Raw genomic sequence first — 19,885 nt, 5'->3', positions numbered from 1 at the left:
ATGTCGAGAAAAGCTACAGTTACCAGAAAAACCGGAGAAACTGACATTACCGTTGAAATTGATCTTGATGGCAGTGGTATGTCGCAGATAAATACAGGCATAGGTTTTTTTGATCATATGCTTTCTGCTTTCGCAAGACATGGCTTTTTTGATCTTACGGTAAATGTAACGGGAGATACTTACGTTGACGGACATCACACTGTTGAGGACACCGGTATTGTTATAGGTAATGCTATTTCACAAGCACTTGGTGACAAGAAGGGTATTAAAAGATACGGTAACTTTCTTCTTCCCATGGACGATGCTCTGGTACTTTGCGCAATTGATCTCTGCGGCCGACCTTATTTTGATATGGATGCTGAATTTTCAAGCCCAATGGTTGGAGCATTTGATACACAGCTTGTCAGAGAATTTTTCTATTCTGTATCATACGGAGCCATGATGAATTTGCATCTTAGAGTTATTACAGGTCTTAATGATCATCATAAGATTGAAGCGATGTTTAAAGCGTTTTCAAAAGCATTGGATGAAGCGACTTCATTTGATGAACGAATAAAGGATGTTCTTAGTACTAAGGGGGCGCTTTAACCTGTACCTGAGACTTGCCTGAAAATATATGTATTTTGAATAGAGGAGAATCGAATTTATGCTGAAAAAATTTGTGCCATGCATTTACTTACTTCACGGGAAGGCTGTGTCATCTCTTGAAAATGCAGACGCTCTGGATATGTCACCGGTTTTACTTGCGGAAAAATATGATAATGATGACTGCGATGCTTTGATTATTTTCGATATGTCTGATGGTGACAGGGAACATGAGGAATCGCTTGATATTATCAAGGATATATGCAGCAAGGTATCCTGCGATGTGTATGGCGCAGGCAATGTTAAGCGTATGGAGGACATAAAGAAGCTTTTATATGCCGGATGTAAAAAGGCCTGCCTCAACTTTTCAAAACAGGAAAATATTGATATTTTGCAGGAAGTTTCAGAAAAGTTTGGGAAGGATAAAATTTGCATATGCTTTACTGAAACTGACAGAATTTCTGAATATGAAGACAATATCAGAAAGTATTCTTCAGAACTGATTTTATTAAAAAGCTCTGAAATAAAGAAAACTTTTGACATTGATATGCCCACAATTTTATGTATCCCTCATTTATCACTTGATAAAATGATCGATCTTATGTCAAATCCTACGGTAAGCGGTTTATCAGGTTCTGCTATTAACAGAAATTCAGCAGATATCAGGAATATGAAAAATATTTGTGCTGAAAATGACCTGGCAGTTAACAGGATGATACCGGAATTTAAATGGGAAGATTTTAAGAAAAATTCAGACGACATGGTTCCTGTTGTTGTTCAGGATTACAGAACTGATGCAGTTTTAATGGTTGCATATTTTAATGAAGAATCTTATTACAAGACCATTGAGACAGGAAGAATGACATATTTTAGCAGAAGCAGAAATGAGCTTTGGCTTAAGGGAGAAACTAGCGGACATTTCCAGTATGTGAAAAAGCTTACGGCTGACTGCGACATGGATACTATTCTTGCAAAGGTTAAACAGGTGGGTGCTGCATGCCATACCGGTAGCTATTCATGCTTTTTTAATGAAATAGCTTCAAAAAAATATACTGAAAAAAATCCTCAGAAGGTGCTTGATAGCGTATTTTCAGTTATAAACGACCGCAAAGTAAATCCTCGAGAGGGATCTTACACCAATTATCTTTTTGACAAGGGACTTGATAAGATCCTTAAGAAGGTTGGCGAAGAAAGTACAGAGATGGTTATTGCGGCAAAAAATGAAAATTCAAATGAACTCATTTACGAAATGGCAGATTTCTTGTATCATATGATGGTACTTATGTCAGAAAAAGGAATTGGCTGGGAAGAGATTACGGATGAACTTGCCAGACGTTAATGAACGCCTTTTTCAATTTATAATTTTTTGAGGTGTAATTTGAACGAAAAATTAGCTTTATCAGATGAGATCCTTCTTAGCATTGGGAAGCCGGAGAGATATATTGGCGGCGAAGTTAACAGTGCTATGAAGGATTTGTCTGACATAAAAATAAGATTTGCTTTTTGTTTTCCTGATGTTTATGAGATAGGTATGTCGCATCTGGGAATACAGATTCTTTATGGTCTTTTTAATGAATATGATGATGTATGGTGTGAGCGGGTATTTTCTCCATGGGCTGATATGGACAGTGTCATGAGGGAGAAGAATATTCCGCTTTTTGCTTTGGAATCACAGGATCCTGTGAAAAATTTCGATTTTCTCGGATTCACTCTGCAATATGAAATGTGCTATACAAACATCCTACAGGTTCTTGATCTGTCAGGCATTCCACTTTATACAAAGGACAGAACCTGGGATGATCCTATTGTAATAGGTGGCGGGCCATGTTCTTATAATCCTGAGCCTATAGCCGACTTCTTTGATCTTTTCTATATTGGCGAAGGTGAAACACGATATCGTGAGCTTTTTGATCTATATGAAGAAGCTAAGGAAAAAGGAATAACCAGGGAAGAGTTCTTATATGAGTGCTCTAAGATCCATGGGATTTATGTTCCTTCACTTTACAGCATAGACTATCACGAGGATGGCACTATTAAGGCCATTAATACACTAGAGGATGATGTTCCAAAAGTTGTAGAAAAGGAAATATGCCTCGATATTACAGAGAGCTATTATCCAATGAAACCTGTTATGCCTTTTATTAAAGTAACTCAGGACAGAGTTGTCCTCGAGGTTATGCGAGGCTGTATCAGAGGCTGCAGATTCTGCCAGGCCGGTCAGCTCTACAGACCCTTAAGAGAGAGGGATGTTAATAAGCTAAAAGAGTATGCAATGACTCTTATTAAGAATACAGGTTATGAAGAGATTTCTCTAAGCTCGCTTAGTACCAGTGATTATACAGGCCTAAATGAGCTCCTGGATTTCCTTATAGATTACTGCAATCAACATAAGGTTAATATTTCTCTTCCTTCTCTTAGAATTGACGCGTTTTCTCTTGATGTAATGAGTAAGGTTCAGGATGTTAAGAAGTCTTCACTGACATTTGCTCCTGAGGCAGGTACTCAGAGGATGAGAAACGTTATAAATAAAGGACTTACTGAAGAAGATATCCTTAAGGGCGCTCATGAGGCATTTGAGGGCGGTTGGAATAAAGTAAAACTGTACTTTATGCTGGGGCTTCCCGGTGAGACAAAAGAGGATATTGAAGGCATTGGCGATATAGCAAATAAGATTGCAGTTGAATACTTCGAGACAGTGCCAAAAGAGAAGAGAAACGGAAGAACTATTGAAATAACCGCAAGTACTTCATTTTTTGTACCAAAACCGTTTACGCCTTTTCAGTGGGCATCAATGAATACAAAGGAAGAATTCCTGGACAAAGCAAGCATTACCAGAAAAGGAATAATGTCACAGCTTAATCAAAAGCACATTAAATACAACTGGCATGAAGCTGATGCAAGTATGCTTGAAGGCATATTGGCACGTGGTGACAGAAGACTTTCAAAGGTCATTTATAATGTATACAAGCGAGGCTGCATCTTTGATGCATGGAGCGAGTATTTCAAAAATGATATTTGGATGGAAGAAATGGAAAAAGCAGGTCTTGATCCATTATTCTATGTAAAGAGAGAAAGAACAAAGGATGAAATTCTTCCCTGGGACATGCTTAATTGTGGCGTTTCCAAAGAATTCCTGTGGCGCGAATGGGAAAATTCAAAAGAAGGCAAGGTTTCACCAAACTGCAGAAAGTCATGTATGGGGTGTGGCGGCGCTAATTACGGTGTAGGAATCTGCTTCCAGACAAAGACAGGTATATAATAATTTATGATTAAGGCTTCTTTGCTTTAAAGAAGATGGCACAGAGTGCCGGATAAGGATATTGATGAAAAAGTTACGATTGAAATTCACGAAACATGGTCCTATCCGCTTTCTCGGACATCTCGATGTGATGAGATATGTTCAGAAGGCTATAAGACGAGCTGAAATAGATATTAAATACAGTGAAGGATACAGTCCTCATCAGATTCTGTCATTTGCACAACCCTTAAGTGTGGGTTCTACAACAGATGGTGACTATATGGACATGACCGTTATGAGCATGGACAGTGCTTCTTCTGTAATGGATGCGTTAAACGGCGCTATGAACGAGGGCATTGTAATAACTGCTATTTGTGAGCTTCCCGATAAATGTGAAAATGCGATGACCAGCGTTGCAGCTGCAGAATATCTTATTTCATTCAGAGATGGCAAAGCACCTTCTTTTGATATTGAAAAAACCTTTGGTGAGTTTATGAGCCAAAAGGAGATACTTGCAGTTAAAAAGACTAAAAACGGTGAGAAGACAATAGATATTAAGCCGCTTATTTATAAGTGGGAGATTTTACCTGATAATAAAATACACGTATTGCTGTCTGCCGGAAGCAGCTCAAACCTCAAGGCTGCACTTTTGATTGATTCTCTCTTTAGTTTTGCCAATGAGGAGATGAAGGAATTTGCTGCAGTCTACCATAGACTTGATACCTACCTCTCAGGAACCGATGAAAAAGGGTTCTTTGTTCAGCCAATGATTCCTGAAAGTATGTCAGGGTTGTCTTTTGCAAACGATTCTGATTTATCACAAGGGAAAATATATGTGTGAAGTCATTATAACCAACTGGCATGAGCATCTTACACTGATTGGGTTTAAAGATAATAAAGTTCAGATGCTGGATGTCCTCGATCAGGATGACAGGACCGGGAACATATATGTGGGTAGAGTTGAGAATCTTCTTACTAATCTGAATGCTGCATTTGTTAGATTTCAGAAGGATGGAGGAAAACACGGAATAGGTTTTTTGCCTCTTAGAGCACTTGATCCCAAACTGATATTAAACAGAGTTGTAGGAAGTCCTGATGAATTGAAGGCAGGCGACATCGTACTTGTTCAGGTAAGCGTCGAAGAAATGAAGACAAAACAGGCCAGACTTACCGGCAGGATAGATATTGAAAAAAGCGATTTTAACGGAGATATGGAGCAGCTTATTTCCGTAGCAAGAACTCGAACTGAATATCAGAGAATAAGTAATGAATCAGTAAGTACAGCGCTTTATATAAAAAATATCTGTGATAATTTGAAAATAATTACTGATGATAAGCATTTAAAAATAATAACAGATGTGACTTCCGTTTATAATGAGTTAATTGAAAATAAATGTTTTTTTGAAGAAGTAAGCATCGAGTATTACGATGAAGAAGAAAAGCGTCTTCCTTTATCAGTGTGCTACAGTCTGATAAGTAAAACCGAGGATTTATTTAAAAAGAAGGTATGGCTTGATTCAGGTGCTTTTCTCGTAATAGAACAAACAGAGACACTTAACCTTATAGATGTAAATTCCGGTAAGGCTTTGAAAAAAAGTGAAGATTTCTTTTTACAGTTAAATATGGAGGCTGCAAGAGAAGCTTACAGACAGATACGTCTTAGAAACTTATCGGGAATGATTCTGATAGACTTTGTATCACTAAAAAAAGCCGATTCAAATGAGAAGCTTATCTCATATATAAAGAATCTGATTCGAAATGATCCAATGCATTTGTCACTTATTGATATGACTAAGCTTGGAATCATTGAATTCACAAGAGATAAAAGTAAGAAATCTCTAAGAGAAACTATTGACATCAGAAAAATGTGATGTTATTATTCAGTAGTATGCCGCTTAACGAGGTATAAGTGGATTAATTTTTCCCACCATAGTTAGCGAGATTTGGAAGAAGGAGGTGCCTTATGTACGCAATTATAGTTACTGGTGGTAAGCAGTACAAGGTTTCCGAGGGCGACGTTATTCGTGTTGAGAAGCTTGACGTAGAAGCCGGAAAAGAAGTTACATTTGATAATGTTATTGCAGTAAATGATGACAAGACTCTTAAGGTTGCTGGTGATGTAGCAGGCGCTAAGGTTAGTGCAACTGTTATGGAACAGGGCAAGGGCAAGAAGGTTATCGTTTATAAGTACAAGAGTAAGACCGGTTATCACAAGAAGAACGGTCACAGACAGTGCTTCACAAGCGTGAAGATTGATAAGATTTCACTGTAATCTTGTAGATGAGTGTTTGCAGATATGACAAATATCATTATTAGAAAAAACAAAGATGGCGAATACCTGGGCTTTAAGCTTGAAGGGCATGCCGGTTCCGGAGAATATGGTAAGGACATAGTTTGTGCTGCTATTTCTATTTTGAGCATAAATACTGTCAATTCTTTGGAAAAGTTTACTGATGATAATTTCACCTGTGATGCTGATCCCGAACGGGGATATATTGAAGTCAAAAGCGAAGGTGGCTTTTCAAAGGATGCAGATCTTTTGATGAGATCATTTGAGTTGGGCATTACCGGAGTCTACAAACAATATGGAAATGAGTTTTTGAACATTAAATTCGAGGAGGTATAAGTCATGTTGAATATGGACCTTCAATTTTTTGCTCATAAGAAGGGAGTCGGATCCACAAAGAATGGTCGTGATTCCGAGTCTAAGCGTCTTGGAGCAAAGAGAGCTGACGGACAATTCGTAAAGGCTGGAAATATTTTATACAGACAGCGTGGCACTCATATTCATCCCGGTGTAAATGTTGGTATCGGTAAAGATGATACACTTTTTGCACTCGTTGATGGTGTGCTTCGTTTCGAACGCAAAGGCCGCGACAAGAAGCAGGCTAGCGTTTATGCTGTAGAGAAGTAATCAGTATCGTTATGCATTGGGCTCCAAACATGTTATTGTTTGGAGCCTTTTTTAAACTTTATTTGTTTCGGAAATAACTGGCGTTTATAGAGGAGAGTAAAATGCCCGCATTTGTAGATAGAGCAAGAATATTTGTTAAGAGCGGAAAAGGTGGCGATGGACACGTTTCTTTCAGACGTGAGAAATTTGTTGCTAATGGCGGACCCGATGGCGGTGACGGAGGAAAAGGCGGAGACGTAATTATTAAAGTTGATCTCGGCATTAATACTTTGTCTGATTTTCATTATGGCGGAAAATACAAAGCTGAAAATGGCGAAGACGGTGGAAAAAGACGCTGTCATGGAAAAAACGGATCTGACATTATAATTAAAGTTCCTCAGGGAACAGTAATAAAGGAAGCTTCCAGCGGCAAGGTCATCGTTGACATGTCAGGTGATACAAATGAATTTATTCTTTTGAAGGGTGGCAGAGGAGGAAATGGTAATATGCATTATGCAACAAGTACCATGCAGGCTCCAAGATATGCCCAGCCCGGACAACCCGCCAAGGAACTTGAGATATTACTTGAGCTTAAGATGATTGCAGATGTGGGACTTGTTGGTTTCCCTAATGTAGGTAAATCTACATTTTTGACTAAAGTTAGTAACGCCAAACCCAAGGTTGCTAATTATCATTTTACAACCCTTACACCTATACTTGGAGTTGTAAGCCTGAATGATGCAAGAGGTTTTGTTGTTGCTGATATTCCCGGGCTTATTGAAGGAGCTGCTGACGGGGCAGGTCTTGGACATGAATTTTTAAGACATATTGAGAGAACAAGAATCATGATTCATGTAGTTGATGCTGCAGGAACAGAGGGTCGAGATCCTTTTGAAGATATAGAAGCAATCAATAATGAGCTTTCTAAATATAATGCAGATATCACCAAGAAACCGCAAGTAATTGCAGCTAATAAGATAGATATGCTTCCTGATGGAGAAAATTCTGAGATTATTCAAAAGCTTCGAGATAAATTTGAGCCACAGGGTGTTAAGGTGTTTGCTACATCAACCTTGACTGGCAAAGGAATTAATGAACTGTTATACTATATTAGCAGGGAACTTGATAATCTTGGTGAAGAGACTGTTGTATTTGAAAGCGAATACGACCCTGAAGTAGAGCTTAAGACAGAAAACGAAGCATTTACGGTTGAATACGATCCGGAAGAGAAGGAATATGTTATCGAAGGACCTAAGATCGAAAAAATGCTTGGTTATACAAATCTTGATTCTGAAAAAGGCTTTGCGTTTTTTCAGAATTTCCTTGTCGATAATGGTATTCTTGATCAGCTTGAAGCTCTCGGCATTCAGGAGGGAGATACTGTACGTATGTACGGTAATAGATTTGATTATTACAGAAATGCAGATACAGAACCGGGGTCTGAAGCAGACATTGACGATTCTGAGCATGATGATGATATAGATTTTGATTCGGAGGAAAATGATGAATTTAACGAGTAAACAGAGATCTTATCTTAAAGGCCTTGCTATGAACTTAGAGCCCGTATTTCAGATTGGTAAGGCATCCGTTACTCCGGAAGTAACAGAGAGTGTTCTTGAATGTTTTAATAATAAAGAACTGATAAAGGGTTCTGTTTTAAAGAACTGTACGGATGATGTTAAGGAAGTAGCAAATACTGTTGCTGAGAGAACAAGATCTACTCTTGTACAGGTTATTGGAAGAAAATTTGTTCTTTACAAACCTTTTCATGAAGATCCTGAGATAAAGCTTCCTAAATAATTTTTATAAATCTGGTTTTACTATCCTGAAATTGAGTTTATATAATGGTATATAGCTAGCGTGGTAGTTTTTTATCTGTATCATAATAAATAAAAAAAGGTGGCACAGTAGATATGGCAGCAAGAAAAATCGGTATTTTAGGCGGTACATTTGATCCAATTCATAACGCACATCTTATTTTGGGAGAAGCAGCGAGAGAGCAGTTTGGACTCGACAGAATTATATTTATGCCCAGTGGGCGTCCTTATATGAAGGACATAACTACAAACATAACATCAGGCGATCTCAGATATCAGATGGTTAAGCTTGCGATAGACAGTAATCCTTATTTTACAGCTTCACGCCTTGAGATTGATCGCGAAGGTAATACGTACACTATAGATACACTTTATGAACTTGAGAAGATGTATCCGGGAGATGAAATTTATTTCATACTTGGCGGTGATACCTTTAAACAGATCGAAAGTTGGTATAAAAGCGAAGAGATATTTAAACATTGCATAATTCTTGCTGCAATCAGAAACAATATGTCAATCGCTGATATGGATGAACAGAGAAGATATCTTCATGATAAATATGGTGCTGATATTAGAATTCTTCAATATAAAAATATTGAGATATCCAGTAGCGATATCAGAGCCAGAATTATGACAGGAAGATCAGTAAGATATATGCTTCCTGAATCAGTTATAGAATTTGCCAGCCTTAAAAATATCTACAACGGTATGGCAGCTTCAAATGAAGACGATGATATGAAAATATATCACGGTTGATTCTGAGGAGGATTTTCTTTTTTATTATGAAAATAATTGAGATTTCACACAAACTCCGAAAAGAAATGAAGCTTGTTCTAAATGCTGACAGATTCGATCACACACTTGGCGTTGCTTATACAGCTGCCAACATGGCTGCAGTTCATGATGTTTCTATTGAGAAAGCATTAATAGCAGGCTACCTTCATGATTGCGCCAAAAACCTTGATCATGATGAGCAGGAAAGAATCTGTAATAAATATAATGTTGAGCTTTCTGATATAGAGAAAAGAAACCCGTCTTTGATTCATGCCAAAGCAGGAATGTGCCTTGCTGAACACAAGTATGGATATGATGATGATGAGATATTGGGGGCTATAAGATGGCATACCACAGGACATCCAGGAATGACTAAGCTTGAAAAAATCGTATTTATAGCAGATTTTATTGAGCCAAACAGAAAGCCTTTGGAGCATATGGATGTTATTCGCAAGCTTGCATATCAAAGTCTTGATGAATGCATGCTCAAAATTCTTGAGGACACTATTAATTATCTTAAGAATATTGATAAAGAATGTGATCCAATGACCTGGCAAACCTATGAATATTATTTTAAGAAGGATAAAAACAATGACTGAACATTCTATTGAAAATTCTAAAAACATGGTTAAGCTTGCGGTTAATGCACTTGAGGATACTAAAGGACTTGATATTGAAATAATTGATATCAGTGAAGTATCTACTCTTGGTGATTATTTCATAGTTGCAAGCGGAACAAACCGTTCTCAGATACAGGCTATGGCTGACAGAGTTGAGGAAACTTTAGGCAAAGCAGGCTATGAGAAAAAAGATATCGAGGGATATGAGAGTGCTTTTTGGATTCTCCAGGACTTTGGCGATATAATTGTTCATATTTTTGATCAGGAAAATAGATTATTCTATGACCTTGAGAGAATTTGGAGAGATGGTAAGCATATTACGAAGGATGAATTATTGTAATTAATTTCAGAACAGAATAATTATGAAAAAAACGCTGTATGAATTATTTGATTCATACAGCGTTTTTTTTTAATTTTTATCATACTAAATTTTCTTAGTACAATCTAAGAACACCAAATACTCTGCCTAGGATCTCACAATCATCTACTATTATGGGATCCATGGTATCATTCTCGGGCTGAAGTCGGATATGTCCTTTTTCTTTATAGAAAGTCTTAACAGTAGCCGAGTCATCAATGAGTGCAACAACCTGCTCTCCATTTTTGGCGGTATCGCATGCTTCAACAAAAATGCGGTCACCATTAAAAATACCGGCATTTATCATTGAATCACCCTTGACATTAAGTATGAACATTTGTCCCTTAGGGCACATTTCAGCAGGAATAGGGAAGTAACTGTCAATATTCTGCTCAGCTAAAATAGGAGTTCCTGCAGCAACCTGACCGACAACAGGAATGTTAACCATCTCTGTCCTTATCATATTAAAGGAGTCATCACAAATCTCTATGGTGCGAGGCTTGGTGGGATCACGCTTGATATAACCGTTTTTCTCCAATGTCTCAAGATGGGAATGCACTGATGAGGTGGATTTTAAATGTACAGTTTCGCAAATTTCGCGAACAGTGGGCGGATAGCCTTTATCCAATATTTTTTCTTTGATAAAATCGAGAATTTCCTGTTGCTTTTCACTGATTTTTCTTTTTTCCATAGTTATCCTCCATTATTAAGAACCTATGTTCAGATTAACATTAATTCTTAAAAAAAGCAAATATATGTTCGCTGTACTTTTTATTGGACAGGTGATTGTATAGACTAAATACATAAGATATTTGAATTAATCACAAAACACTCACATTTCTGTGAGTGTCCTGCGATTTTCTTATGAGGGGGAGATAGTGTGATTTGGTTTATCAACTACCTTGATTAAGATAATACAGAAAAAATATGAACATTTTATGAACACAAACGAATGATTTTTTTAAGATTATTTATGTTTGACTTAAGTACAAATGTTCGAAAAAAGCATTGACAAAAGAATGGATGTTCGATATATTTGTTTTAAAGAACAATTGTTCGCAACGTTTGTTCGCCTAATGGAGGAGAAAATGATGAATACTACTGCAATCAATAACAGAGTTAATTATTCCGACAATAACAGATATAGAAAATCTGCTATGGTCAAAAGAAAAAAAGAGCTTATCGTTAAAAGACGATTAATTGCTCTGGGCATTTTATTATCTGTTGCTGCTTTCCTCATCGTTATTCTTACTTTTTCCTTTAGTTCAGATGCCAGCAATATGAATAATGAAGATTACAGATATTATACATTTATAAGCGTTAAATCCGGAGACTCTGTATGGACTATTGCAGAAGAGCACATGGATGATCTTCATTATAGGAATACTAAGGAATATGTTGCTGATATTGCCAATATAAATAAGATTTCTCCTGATGCCAAACTTAATTCCGGTACTAATCTCATAATTCCATATTATTCTGACATACTGAAATAATTATTTATGGGAAACTACATTATCAATAATAGTATCCAAATATTTATGTTAAATTATATTACTTTTGCCAATAGCAATTCTCATATGAGAATTGCTATTATATTTTAGAAAAATTTAATAATTAACTTTGGAGGTATGTCATGTTATTTCAACTTTACGGCACAAGTGCCGGGTATCAACTCATAGGCTGGGTCCTTGTTTTTGTCGGACTTATTCTTATGAATGAGATAGGCCGCAGAACAAAGCTTGGCGGTATTTTAGTATTTGTTATTATCCCTACGATTCTAACAGTATATTTTATAGCAGCTCATATGGGCGCGTTCGGCGGAAAAGCAAATCCTACAGTAGCTTTTATGGATGGATGGTTCCACTATTTTAAACTTTACGCAGCTGATATCGGATGCGTAGGCTTCATGATGATCAAATACAAATGGGGCATTGGTAAGGAAAAATGGTTTGCATGGTTTCCATGGGCTATTGTTGCAGCAAACATTATGATAGCTAATGTTTCCGATTTAGAATCTGCTCTGGCTGCATTTAGCATTTCAGGCAACTTAAGCGGTGCATGGTGGGCATCAAATGAAGGTGTATTCATTTATGGCGGATGGTGGAACGTAGTCAATGCCATTGCAGGTATGATCAATATTTTCTGTATGACAGGCTGTGTTCATCTTTATACTTCTAATGATAAGAACCACGCAGATATGCTTTGGCCTGATATGACAGTTTGGTTTATCCTTGCATATGATGTATGGAACTTTGAATATACTTATTTGAATCTTCCTACACATTCCTGGTATTGTGGTGTAGCTCTTCTTCTTGCTCCTACATTTGCTAATGCATTCTGGAATAAGGGAGCATGGATTCAAAATCGTGCAAATACACTTGCCATATGGTGCATGTGGGCACAGGTTGTTCCCGGATTCCAGCTTAGCAGCAAATTTGCAGCAGCGCTTCCTTCAATTTACGGTGGAGCTACAGAGAACGGTATTACAACAATGGATCTCTATGCTAAGGCAATTGAGCTTTATAATTCAGGAAATGGTAAGACAGCAGCTGCAGGTGAGATCATTTCTTCAATGGGAATAACAGCTGATCCCAGAATGCAGGGCTTTGTTGCAATCCTGGCTATAGTTATAAACGTAATTTGTATCAGTGAAATCATAAAGAGAGCATCTAAACTTGGTAAAAATCCTTATGCTAATGAGGTATTTGGTGATACAAAAGACTTTAAGCTTGCAATCGAGAGAGCAGAGAAAGCATAAAAAGTATTATATTACATTTCATGAATATAGAGGGCGCGGCAAAGCCCTCTATAATTGACTAACGGACAAATGGAGGAGATTGTAATGGGGAGAAAACCACCCTTTAAACCTGACTATGTAAAAGAGGACGCCGTTTTGCGTGAGCCTATAGTCAAACTTGGAAAAATGATAACAGACCGGGTTCCTTATCATCTCGGTATAAAAAAGCTTACAAATGATGATCCTGAATATTGGGCACTTGCAGCAATAGCGACTGATGAAGAAGCAGAACTCGCACTAAAAATGGGCGTAAGAAAGCCTAAGACCTTTGATCAGCTTAAAGCAATTTCCGGAATTGAGCCCGGACACTTGCAGGAACTTTTGGATCATATGTCATGGACAGGTCTTGTCGAGTATAACTGGGAAAATGCAAACAGAGAGAAACAGTATCTTGTACCTATGTATGTTCCTGGTAGTGCTGAGTTTACAAATATGAACAAAGAACTTATAGATGCACATCCTGAGATGGGCAGGTTCTTTGACTATATGACCACACTTCCTCTCGAAAAGATTACTCCAATGGTACCTCCGGGAGGCGCAGGAATAGGTATGCATGTTATTCCTGTTGAAAAAGCCATTGATATGAATAATGAGTCAATTTCAATCGAGCATATTTCACACTGGCTTGATAAATACGAAGGTAAATATGCAGCAAGTCCATGTTCATGCCGTCGGTCACGTAAAACATACGGCGAAGGATGTGCAGATGATGAGATGGATTGGTGCATTGCAGTCGGTGATATGGCCGATTATGTGGTTGAGACCGGCAAGGGCGGTAGATATATCACCAAAGAAGAGGCTCTCGCTATTTTTAAGAAGGCTGAAGATAACGGCTTTGTACATCAGATTACCAATATTGACGGTGAGAATAAGATATTTGCTATTTGCAATTGTAATGTAAATGTATGTTATGCGCTAAGAACATCACAGCTTTATAATACACCCAACATGTCACGTTCAGCATATGTTGCCAGAGTCACAAAGGAAGATTGTGTTGCCTGTGGACGTTGTGTAGAGGTATGTCCTGCAGGCGCAGTTAAACTTGGTCAAAAACTGTGCAAAAAGGATGGATCTGAAGTTACATATCCTAAACATGTTCTTCCTTCTGAAAAGAAGTGGTCTGAAGCTGATTGGGATTGGGATTACCGTGATAATAACAGGATTAACTGTTATGATTCCGGTACGGCACCTTGTAAGACCGCATGTCCTGCACACGTAGCTGTACAGGGATACCTTAAGCTCGCTGCGCAGGGCAAGTATACTGAAGCACTTGAGCTTATCAAGAAAAATAATCCACTTCCTGCTGTCTGTGGTCATATCTGTAACAGAAGATGTGAAGAAGCTTGTACCAGAGGAACAATCGATCAGGCTGTAGCAATTGATGAAGTAAAGAAATTTATTGCAGCAAGAGATCTTAATGCAAAAACACGATTTATACCCAAGAAGGTAGTACCTAAGGTTCAGGGCGAATTTGATGAAAAAATAGCAATCATTGGTGGAGGCCCTGCCGGATTATCATGTGCCTTCTATCTTGCTGAAAAGGGTTACAAGCCTACTATTTTTGAAAAAAATAATAAAGCCGGTGGAATGCTTGTTTATGGTATTCCTTCTTATAAACTTGAAAAGGATGTTGTACAGGCTGAAATTGATATCATAAAGGAAATGGGTGTTGATATCAAAACCGGTGTTGAAGTAGGAAAAGATGTAACTATTGATGAACTTAGAACTCAGGGCTATAAGGCTTTCTACATAGCTATAGGATGTCAGGGAGGCAGAAAAGCCGGTGTTCCTGGTGAGGATGCACAGGGAGTTGTAACTGCAGTTGATTTTCTTCATGCGGTTACTGATGATGAGAGTCTTAAAGTTAAAGGAAATGCTGTTGTAATCGGCGGCGGTAATGTCGCAATTGATGTAGCCAGAAGTGCTGTCAGATGCGGAGCAGATAATGTTAAGCAGTTCTGCCTTGAGAGCAGAGATATTATGCCTGCATCTGATGAAGAGGTAGCCGAAGCAGAGGAAGACGGAGTAGAGATAAACTGCGGCTGGGGACCTAAAGAAATTCTTACAGAGAATGGAAAAGTTAAAGGCATTATACTCAAAAAATGCGTCTCTGTATTTAATGATGACCATAGGTTTAATCCAAAGTATGATGAGAGCAATACATTAACTGTTGAATGCGAACATGTATTTTTAAGTATCGGGCAGAGCATTGTATGGGGGAATCTGTTAGGAGGATCCAGAGTAGAACTTGGAAGAGGCAACGGAGCAGTAGCGGACAGCCTTACATATCAGACAGCAGAGCCTGATATTTTTGTAGGTGGTGATGTATATACCGGACCTAAATTTGCTATTGATGCAATTGCTGCAGGAAAACAGGGTGCCATTTCAATACATCGCTTTGTACAGCCTGACTCATCGCTCACAATCGGAAGAAATCGCAATGATTTCAAGGAACTGGATAAAAACAATATTCTGATAAAAGATTATGATACCTGCAAGAGACAGATTCCGGGGAAAAATGATAGTATAGCGGATCCTTCTCATTCATGGCGTGATGCCAAGCTTGTTTTTACAGAGGAACAGGTTAAGGCTGAGACAGCAAGATGTTTGTCATGCGGTGCATCTATCGTAGATACAAATAAATGTATAGGATGCGGTCTTTGTACAACAAAATGCGAATTTGATGCTATCCATCTTTACAGAGAGAACCCTGAGTGCAGTGTAATGAGACGAAGTGAAGATAAGCTTAAATATATATTGCCTTATGCTACCAAGCAGAAAGTCAATATAAGGCTTAAGAGAAAGAAAAAAGATAAATAAGATTATGTTTTATCATATATGTGAGGTTAGAAATGCATGAATTAGGCGTGGTTTTTCATATTATTGATGACCTTAAAGAGGTAGCGGCAGATAACAATATCGAGAAGATTGCATCAGTAACAATTCAGCTTGGAGAAGTATCTTCCGTAATTCCACATTTCCTTACAGATGCATGGAAGTGGGCTTCTTCCAAACAAAAATTTGTGGCGGGCACAAAACTTAATATCGAACCTATTCCGGCTATAACAGAGTGCTCTGATTGCGGTAAACAGTATGGAACCATAGCTCATGGAAGAATATGTCCTTTCTGTGGAAGTGAGAAAACATATCTTGTTCAGGGCAATGAATTTGTTATAAAAGAACTTGAAGTTGAAGAGTGAAAATCTTTATGTTTTGAAGATCAAAAAAATTTGAGTAGAAGAATAACAGCGAAAACAGTGACTATATATATGGTCACTGTTTTTTGTATTAATAAAAACAAATAATATGTACATTTTTAATGACAATATTATTAAATTTTGATAAAATGTATACATGTTGCATAGGAAAAAGCTAATAAATCTAAAAAAAAAAGAATTTTTCCTAAAAATACTAGAATAGGGGGTATTCATAACCATGGCAACGAAGGAGAAAAGAAACGTTATTGTTGGACAGTCAGGAGGACCTACAGCTGCAATTAATTCCTCGCTTGCAGGTGTTTATCGTACAGCCAGAGATCGTGGGTATAAGAAAGTATACGGCATGATCCATGGGGTGCAGGGACTTATGGAAGGTCGATATATAGACCTTGCTGACCACATCAAGACAGGACTTGATGCTGAACTTTTAAAGAGAACACCATCTGCATATCTTGGCTCATGCCGCTATAAGCTGCCTGAGATCTTCGAGAGCAAAGAGACCTACGAGAAGATTTTCCAGATACTTACTGACTTAGAAATTGACTGCTTCATCTACATCGGCGGCAATGATTCTATGGATACCATTAAAAAGCTTTCTGATTATGCTATAATATCAGGCTCTGCTGTGAGATTTGTAGGTTGTCCTAAGACAATTGATAATGATCTGGCTCTTACCGATCACACACCCGGATATGGCTCAGCTGCTAAGTACATTGGTACATCAGTTAAAGAAATCATCCGTGATGGATGGAGTTTAGAGACTGAGCATGGTCAGGTTGTTATAGTTGAGATAATGGGTAGAAATGCAGGATGGCTTACCGGATCAGCCGCTCTTTCAAGAGGCGAAGATTGTGACGGTCCTGATGCAATCTATCTCCCTGAGCTTCCTTTCGATGTTAAGAAGTTTGTCGATAAGGTGAGAAAACTTCTTAAGGAAAAGGCAAATGTAGTTATTGCTATATCTGAAGGTATTCACGATAAGGATGGTAAATACATCAGTGAATATGATAATGGTGTTGAATATGTTGATGCATTTGGCCATAAACAGCTGACAGGAACAGCAAGATATCTTTGCACAGTCCTTTCTACTGAGATTGGCTGTAAGACAAGAGCAATTGAGCTTTCAACTCTTCAGAGAGCTGCAAGCCACTGCGCATCTCGTGTTGACATTCTTGAAGCATATGAGGTTGGTGGTGCTGCAATGAAGGCTGCTGACGAAGGCGATAGCGGTAAGATGGTAGTTATTGAGAGACTTTCCGATGATCCTTATCAGGCAGGAACTGAGGTTAAGGATGTTCACAAGATTGCTAATGATGAGCGTCTTGTTCCCAGAGAATGGATCAATAAGGAAGGCACCTATGTAACTGATGAATTCATTACTTATGTAAGACCTCTTATCCAGGGCGATGTTGGACCTATCATGGTAGATGGTATTCCGAGACATCTGTTTGTACCGGGATTCCAGGAATTACTGTAAAAAACAGTAATTTATAACTCTAAATAATATATTATTACTATAAAAAGCTCCGACTCATTAAATGAGGCGGAGCTTAAATAATATTCATTCTAATCGGAATAAGGATCTATTGTTGCAGCTCTTCGTCTATGCTCGTCTTCAATAGCTGCATAGTGCTTGGCAGTAGTATTTATGTCCTTATGCCCAAGTACATCTGCAACAAGCCTGATATCACCTGTTTCGCGATAGAGAGCAGTACCATATGTACTTCGCATCTTATGAGGTGTAAGCTTTTTGCCTGGTACTGCCATTTGAGTGAATTTTTTTACTAACAGTTCAACACTTCTTACTGTAATGCGTTTTTTTCTAAGTGATAAAAACAGGGCTTTTTCTTTATCATCTGCACATAAAGTAGGGCGCTCAAACTCAATATATTCCTTTAAGGCTTCGGCAGTGGAGCGATTAAAATATAAAATCTGAGTGTTGCCACCTTTTCGAACCACTGAGAAGGAATTTTCTTCAAAATTTAAATCATCAATATCCAAACCAACACATTCTGATACACGAATTCCTGTATTCAGCAAAAGAGTAAAGATTGCTGTATCCCTTAAATTAGTCTTTTCAAGAAGAGCTTTTTGCCTGTCAGATACTTTCATGTCTGTATTTATGACTGTATCCATGAGCGTATTAACTTCTTCTGAATTCATTCGTATAATGTCTTTTTTGGGAGTTTTCTTTCGCTTTGCAGCACCGAGTGTGGGATTATTCTTCAAATAGTGATGCTGACACATAAATTCATAGAAGCCTCTGATTGCAGACATTCTTCTGGCAATCCCTTTTTCTTTGTTAATATGCTTGTTCTCGCCATTATTAAATGATAAAAATCTTTGAAACTCATTTATATCTTCGAAGGATAGACTATCGAGAATTGAAAGATCGATATCTCTGATTTCATCTATATTTTTTAGCAGCGGATTTTTTTCTTTTAAAAACTGAAAAAATGTAATTAGATCGTAAGTATATGATATTACCGTATTTATCTGTGATGTAAGCTCTTTATCATCCAAAAAAGGCATGCAATATACCGGTAGCATGTTTTCTAATTCATGAAGTTTTTCAAGACGCGATAAATGAAGCTTTCTGTTATATTCTGAATCTGCTCCCATAACTCCTCCAATCCATGTCTTTCTGAGGAAAACAAAACCTATTATATTTTAACATAAAGGGAGTGTTTAGGAAGAACATTAGCGGTACTGTTTTTATTTTGCAACAATAATAGCAATAAAATTCTTTAAATCGTCAGATTAGACTACCAAATTTGTGCATTTGTGTTTATAATTTAATATATAGAAAATATTTTGAAGGGAGAGTATAGTATGTGGACAAATTCAATGCTAAAAGAAAATGGTTTGGCAAATTTTAAGAAAAACCGCTGGGCATGTGTTGTAGTTTGCTTGATTTTAGGTATTGCAACAGGAGGTAGCGGAGGTTCAGTAGGAAGCAGAATTGGAAATAGTTCCGGTCAAGCTTCAAATGGACAGTATGACTTCAGTAATATTGACCCGGAAGTTTTAATACCTATTTTAATAACAATTCTTTCAGTTGGCTTCGTTGCTATATTAATAGGCCTTGTACTTAAAATTTGTGTATTTAATCCTCTTGAAGTAGGATGCCAGAGATTCTTTATTGTAAATCGAGTTGAACCAAACGCACAGATTGGTAATGTAGCATTTGGCTTTAAGAGCAATTGGAAGAATATCATGAAGGTTATGTTTTTAACACATCTGTACCTGTTTTTATGGTCACTTTTATGTTTTATTCCCGGAATTGTTAAAAGCTATTCCTACAGACTTGTACCATATCTGCTTGCAGAAAATCCTGACATGACAGCTGATGAAGCTATCACACTTTCAAGACAGATGATGAACGGTCAGAAAATGAATGCATTCATTTATGATCTTTCATTCATTGGCTGGTTTATTCTTGGTATTCTTACATGCGGTATTCTTTTAGTTTTACATGTAAGTCCTTATAAAAAATGCTCAGATGCTGAGCTCTACACAGCAATTAAAGAGAACTATAATCCTCAGCCTGTAGTAATGTAAATATAATAACTCTTATGTAAA

At 37.6% G+C, this 19,885-nt stretch carries 21 protein-coding genes; 19 read left to right on the top strand and 2 right to left on the bottom strand.

Annotated elements, in window-relative coordinates; translation table 11 throughout:
- The 13 genes from hisB (at position 1) to rsfS (ending at position 10,267) form a co-directional block, all read left to right on the top strand.
- The gene (gene hisB / locus ACHCNF_RS02210) at positions 1-588 is read left to right on the top strand and encodes an imidazoleglycerol-phosphate dehydratase HisB (protein ID WP_408071166.1); all 588 of its coding nucleotides are present in this window, start codon (positions 1-3) and stop codon (positions 586-588) included.
- 58 nt (positions 589-646) lie between these two features.
- Complete coding sequence (hisIE, locus tag ACHCNF_RS02205) at positions 647-1,924, top strand: bifunctional phosphoribosyl-AMP cyclohydrolase/phosphoribosyl-ATP diphosphatase HisIE (RefSeq protein WP_408071165.1); 1,278 nt, start codon at positions 647-649, stop codon at positions 1,922-1,924.
- A 39-nt stretch (positions 1,925-1,963) separates the two neighbouring features.
- Complete coding sequence (locus ACHCNF_RS02200) at positions 1,964-3,844, top strand: TIGR03960 family B12-binding radical SAM protein (RefSeq protein WP_408071164.1); 1,881 nt, start codon at positions 1,964-1,966, stop codon at positions 3,842-3,844.
- A gap of 64 nt (positions 3,845-3,908) precedes the next feature.
- Positions 3,909-4,664 carry a TIGR03936 family radical SAM-associated protein gene (locus ACHCNF_RS02195; protein WP_408071163.1) on the top strand — a complete coding sequence of 252 codons (756 nt, stop codon included), beginning with the start codon at positions 3,909-3,911 and terminating at the stop codon, positions 4,662-4,664.
- Positions 4,657-5,694 carry a ribonuclease E/G gene (locus ACHCNF_RS02190; protein WP_408071162.1) on the top strand — a complete coding sequence of 346 codons (1,038 nt, stop codon included), beginning with the start codon at positions 4,657-4,659 and terminating at the stop codon, positions 5,692-5,694. The genes ACHCNF_RS02195 and ACHCNF_RS02190 overlap by 8 nt, the downstream gene beginning before the upstream one ends.
- A gap of 92 nt (positions 5,695-5,786) precedes the next feature.
- Entirely contained in the window at positions 5,787-6,095 is a 309-nt protein-coding gene (gene rplU, locus ACHCNF_RS02185; protein WP_026509285.1) for a 50S ribosomal protein L21, read from the top strand.
- Between the two features lie 24 nt (positions 6,096-6,119).
- Positions 6,120-6,449: a ribosomal-processing cysteine protease Prp gene (locus tag ACHCNF_RS02180; protein WP_408071161.1), complete on the top strand. Its 330-nt coding sequence runs from the start codon at positions 6,120-6,122 to the stop codon at positions 6,447-6,449.
- Between the two features lie 3 nt (positions 6,450-6,452).
- Positions 6,453-6,737, top strand: a complete 285-nt coding sequence (rpmA, locus tag ACHCNF_RS02175) for a 50S ribosomal protein L27 (RefSeq protein WP_026490668.1) — start codon at positions 6,453-6,455, stop codon at positions 6,735-6,737.
- A 101-nt stretch (positions 6,738-6,838) separates the two neighbouring features.
- Complete coding sequence (obgE, locus tag ACHCNF_RS02170) at positions 6,839-8,236, top strand: GTPase ObgE (RefSeq protein ID WP_408071160.1); 1,398 nt, start codon at positions 6,839-6,841, stop codon at positions 8,234-8,236.
- The gene (gene yhbY / locus ACHCNF_RS02165; RefSeq protein ID WP_408072176.1) at positions 8,220-8,516 is read left to right on the top strand and encodes a ribosome assembly RNA-binding protein YhbY; all 297 of its coding nucleotides are present in this window, start codon (positions 8,220-8,222) and stop codon (positions 8,514-8,516) included. The genes obgE and yhbY overlap by 17 nt, the downstream gene beginning before the upstream one ends.
- Before the next feature lie 113 nt (positions 8,517-8,629).
- Positions 8,630-9,289 (top strand): nicotinate-nucleotide adenylyltransferase, encoded by a 660-nt coding sequence (nadD, locus tag ACHCNF_RS02160; protein WP_408071159.1) that lies wholly within the window; start codon positions 8,630-8,632, stop codon positions 9,287-9,289.
- Positions 9,290-9,315: 26 nt separating this feature from the next.
- The gene (gene yqeK, locus ACHCNF_RS02155; RefSeq protein ID WP_408071158.1) at positions 9,316-9,906 is read left to right on the top strand and encodes a bis(5'-nucleosyl)-tetraphosphatase (symmetrical) YqeK; all 591 of its coding nucleotides are present in this window, start codon (positions 9,316-9,318) and stop codon (positions 9,904-9,906) included.
- On the top strand, positions 9,899-10,267 hold the full coding sequence (gene rsfS, locus ACHCNF_RS02150) for a ribosome silencing factor (protein ID WP_408071157.1): 369 nt from the start codon (positions 9,899-9,901) through the stop codon (positions 10,265-10,267). Before yqeK ends, rsfS begins: the two co-directional genes overlap by 8 nt.
- A 94-nt stretch (positions 10,268-10,361) precedes the next feature.
- Here the strand turns inward: rsfS and lexA are convergent, their stop codons facing one another.
- Complete coding sequence (gene lexA, locus ACHCNF_RS02145; RefSeq protein ID WP_408071156.1) at positions 10,362-10,976, bottom strand: transcriptional repressor LexA; 615 nt, start codon at positions 10,974-10,976, stop codon at positions 10,362-10,364.
- Between the two features lie 397 nt (positions 10,977-11,373).
- Here lexA and ACHCNF_RS02140 point away from each other — a divergent pair, with 397 nt between their 5' ends.
- From ACHCNF_RS02140 to ACHCNF_RS02120, 5 genes are all read left to right on the top strand, one after another.
- Entirely contained in the window at positions 11,374-11,781 is a 408-nt protein-coding gene (locus ACHCNF_RS02140; RefSeq protein ID WP_408071155.1) for a LysM peptidoglycan-binding domain-containing protein, read from the top strand.
- 140 nt (positions 11,782-11,921) lie between these two features.
- Positions 11,922-13,046, top strand: coding sequence for a DUF5692 family protein (locus ACHCNF_RS02135; RefSeq protein ID WP_408071154.1), 1,125 nt, complete (start codon positions 11,922-11,924; stop codon positions 13,044-13,046).
- Between the two features lie 84 nt (positions 13,047-13,130).
- Positions 13,131-15,905, top strand: coding sequence for an FAD-dependent oxidoreductase (locus ACHCNF_RS02130; protein ID WP_408071153.1), 2,775 nt, complete (start codon positions 13,131-13,133; stop codon positions 15,903-15,905).
- A 32-nt stretch (positions 15,906-15,937) separates the two neighbouring features.
- Positions 15,938-16,285 (top strand): hydrogenase maturation nickel metallochaperone HypA, encoded by a 348-nt coding sequence (locus ACHCNF_RS02125; protein WP_408071152.1) that lies wholly within the window; start codon positions 15,938-15,940, stop codon positions 16,283-16,285.
- A gap of 235 nt (positions 16,286-16,520) precedes the next feature.
- Positions 16,521-17,780: a 6-phosphofructokinase gene (locus ACHCNF_RS02120; protein WP_408071151.1), complete on the top strand. Its 1,260-nt coding sequence runs from the start codon at positions 16,521-16,523 to the stop codon at positions 17,778-17,780.
- 89 nt (positions 17,781-17,869) lie between these two features.
- On the opposite strand, the gene ACHCNF_RS02115 is transcribed toward ACHCNF_RS02120, so the two are convergent.
- Entirely contained in the window at positions 17,870-18,925 is a 1,056-nt protein-coding gene (locus ACHCNF_RS02115) for a tyrosine-type recombinase/integrase (protein WP_408071150.1), read from the bottom strand.
- Positions 18,926-19,135: 210 nt separating this feature from the next.
- Here ACHCNF_RS02115 and ACHCNF_RS02110 point away from each other — a divergent pair, with 210 nt between their 5' ends.
- Positions 19,136-19,864, top strand: a complete 729-nt coding sequence (locus tag ACHCNF_RS02110) for a DUF975 family protein (protein WP_408071149.1) — start codon at positions 19,136-19,138, stop codon at positions 19,862-19,864.
- The last annotated feature ends 21 nt before the right edge of the window (positions 19,865-19,885 follow it).

This window comes from Butyrivibrio sp. NATIVEDY162 (assembly GCF_045999815.1).
Lineage (GTDB): Bacteria > Bacillota > Clostridia > Lachnospirales > Lachnospiraceae > Butyrivibrio.
Note: the sequence above shows the minus strand (reverse complement) of the source record. Positions and strands in the feature narration are given on the sequence as shown.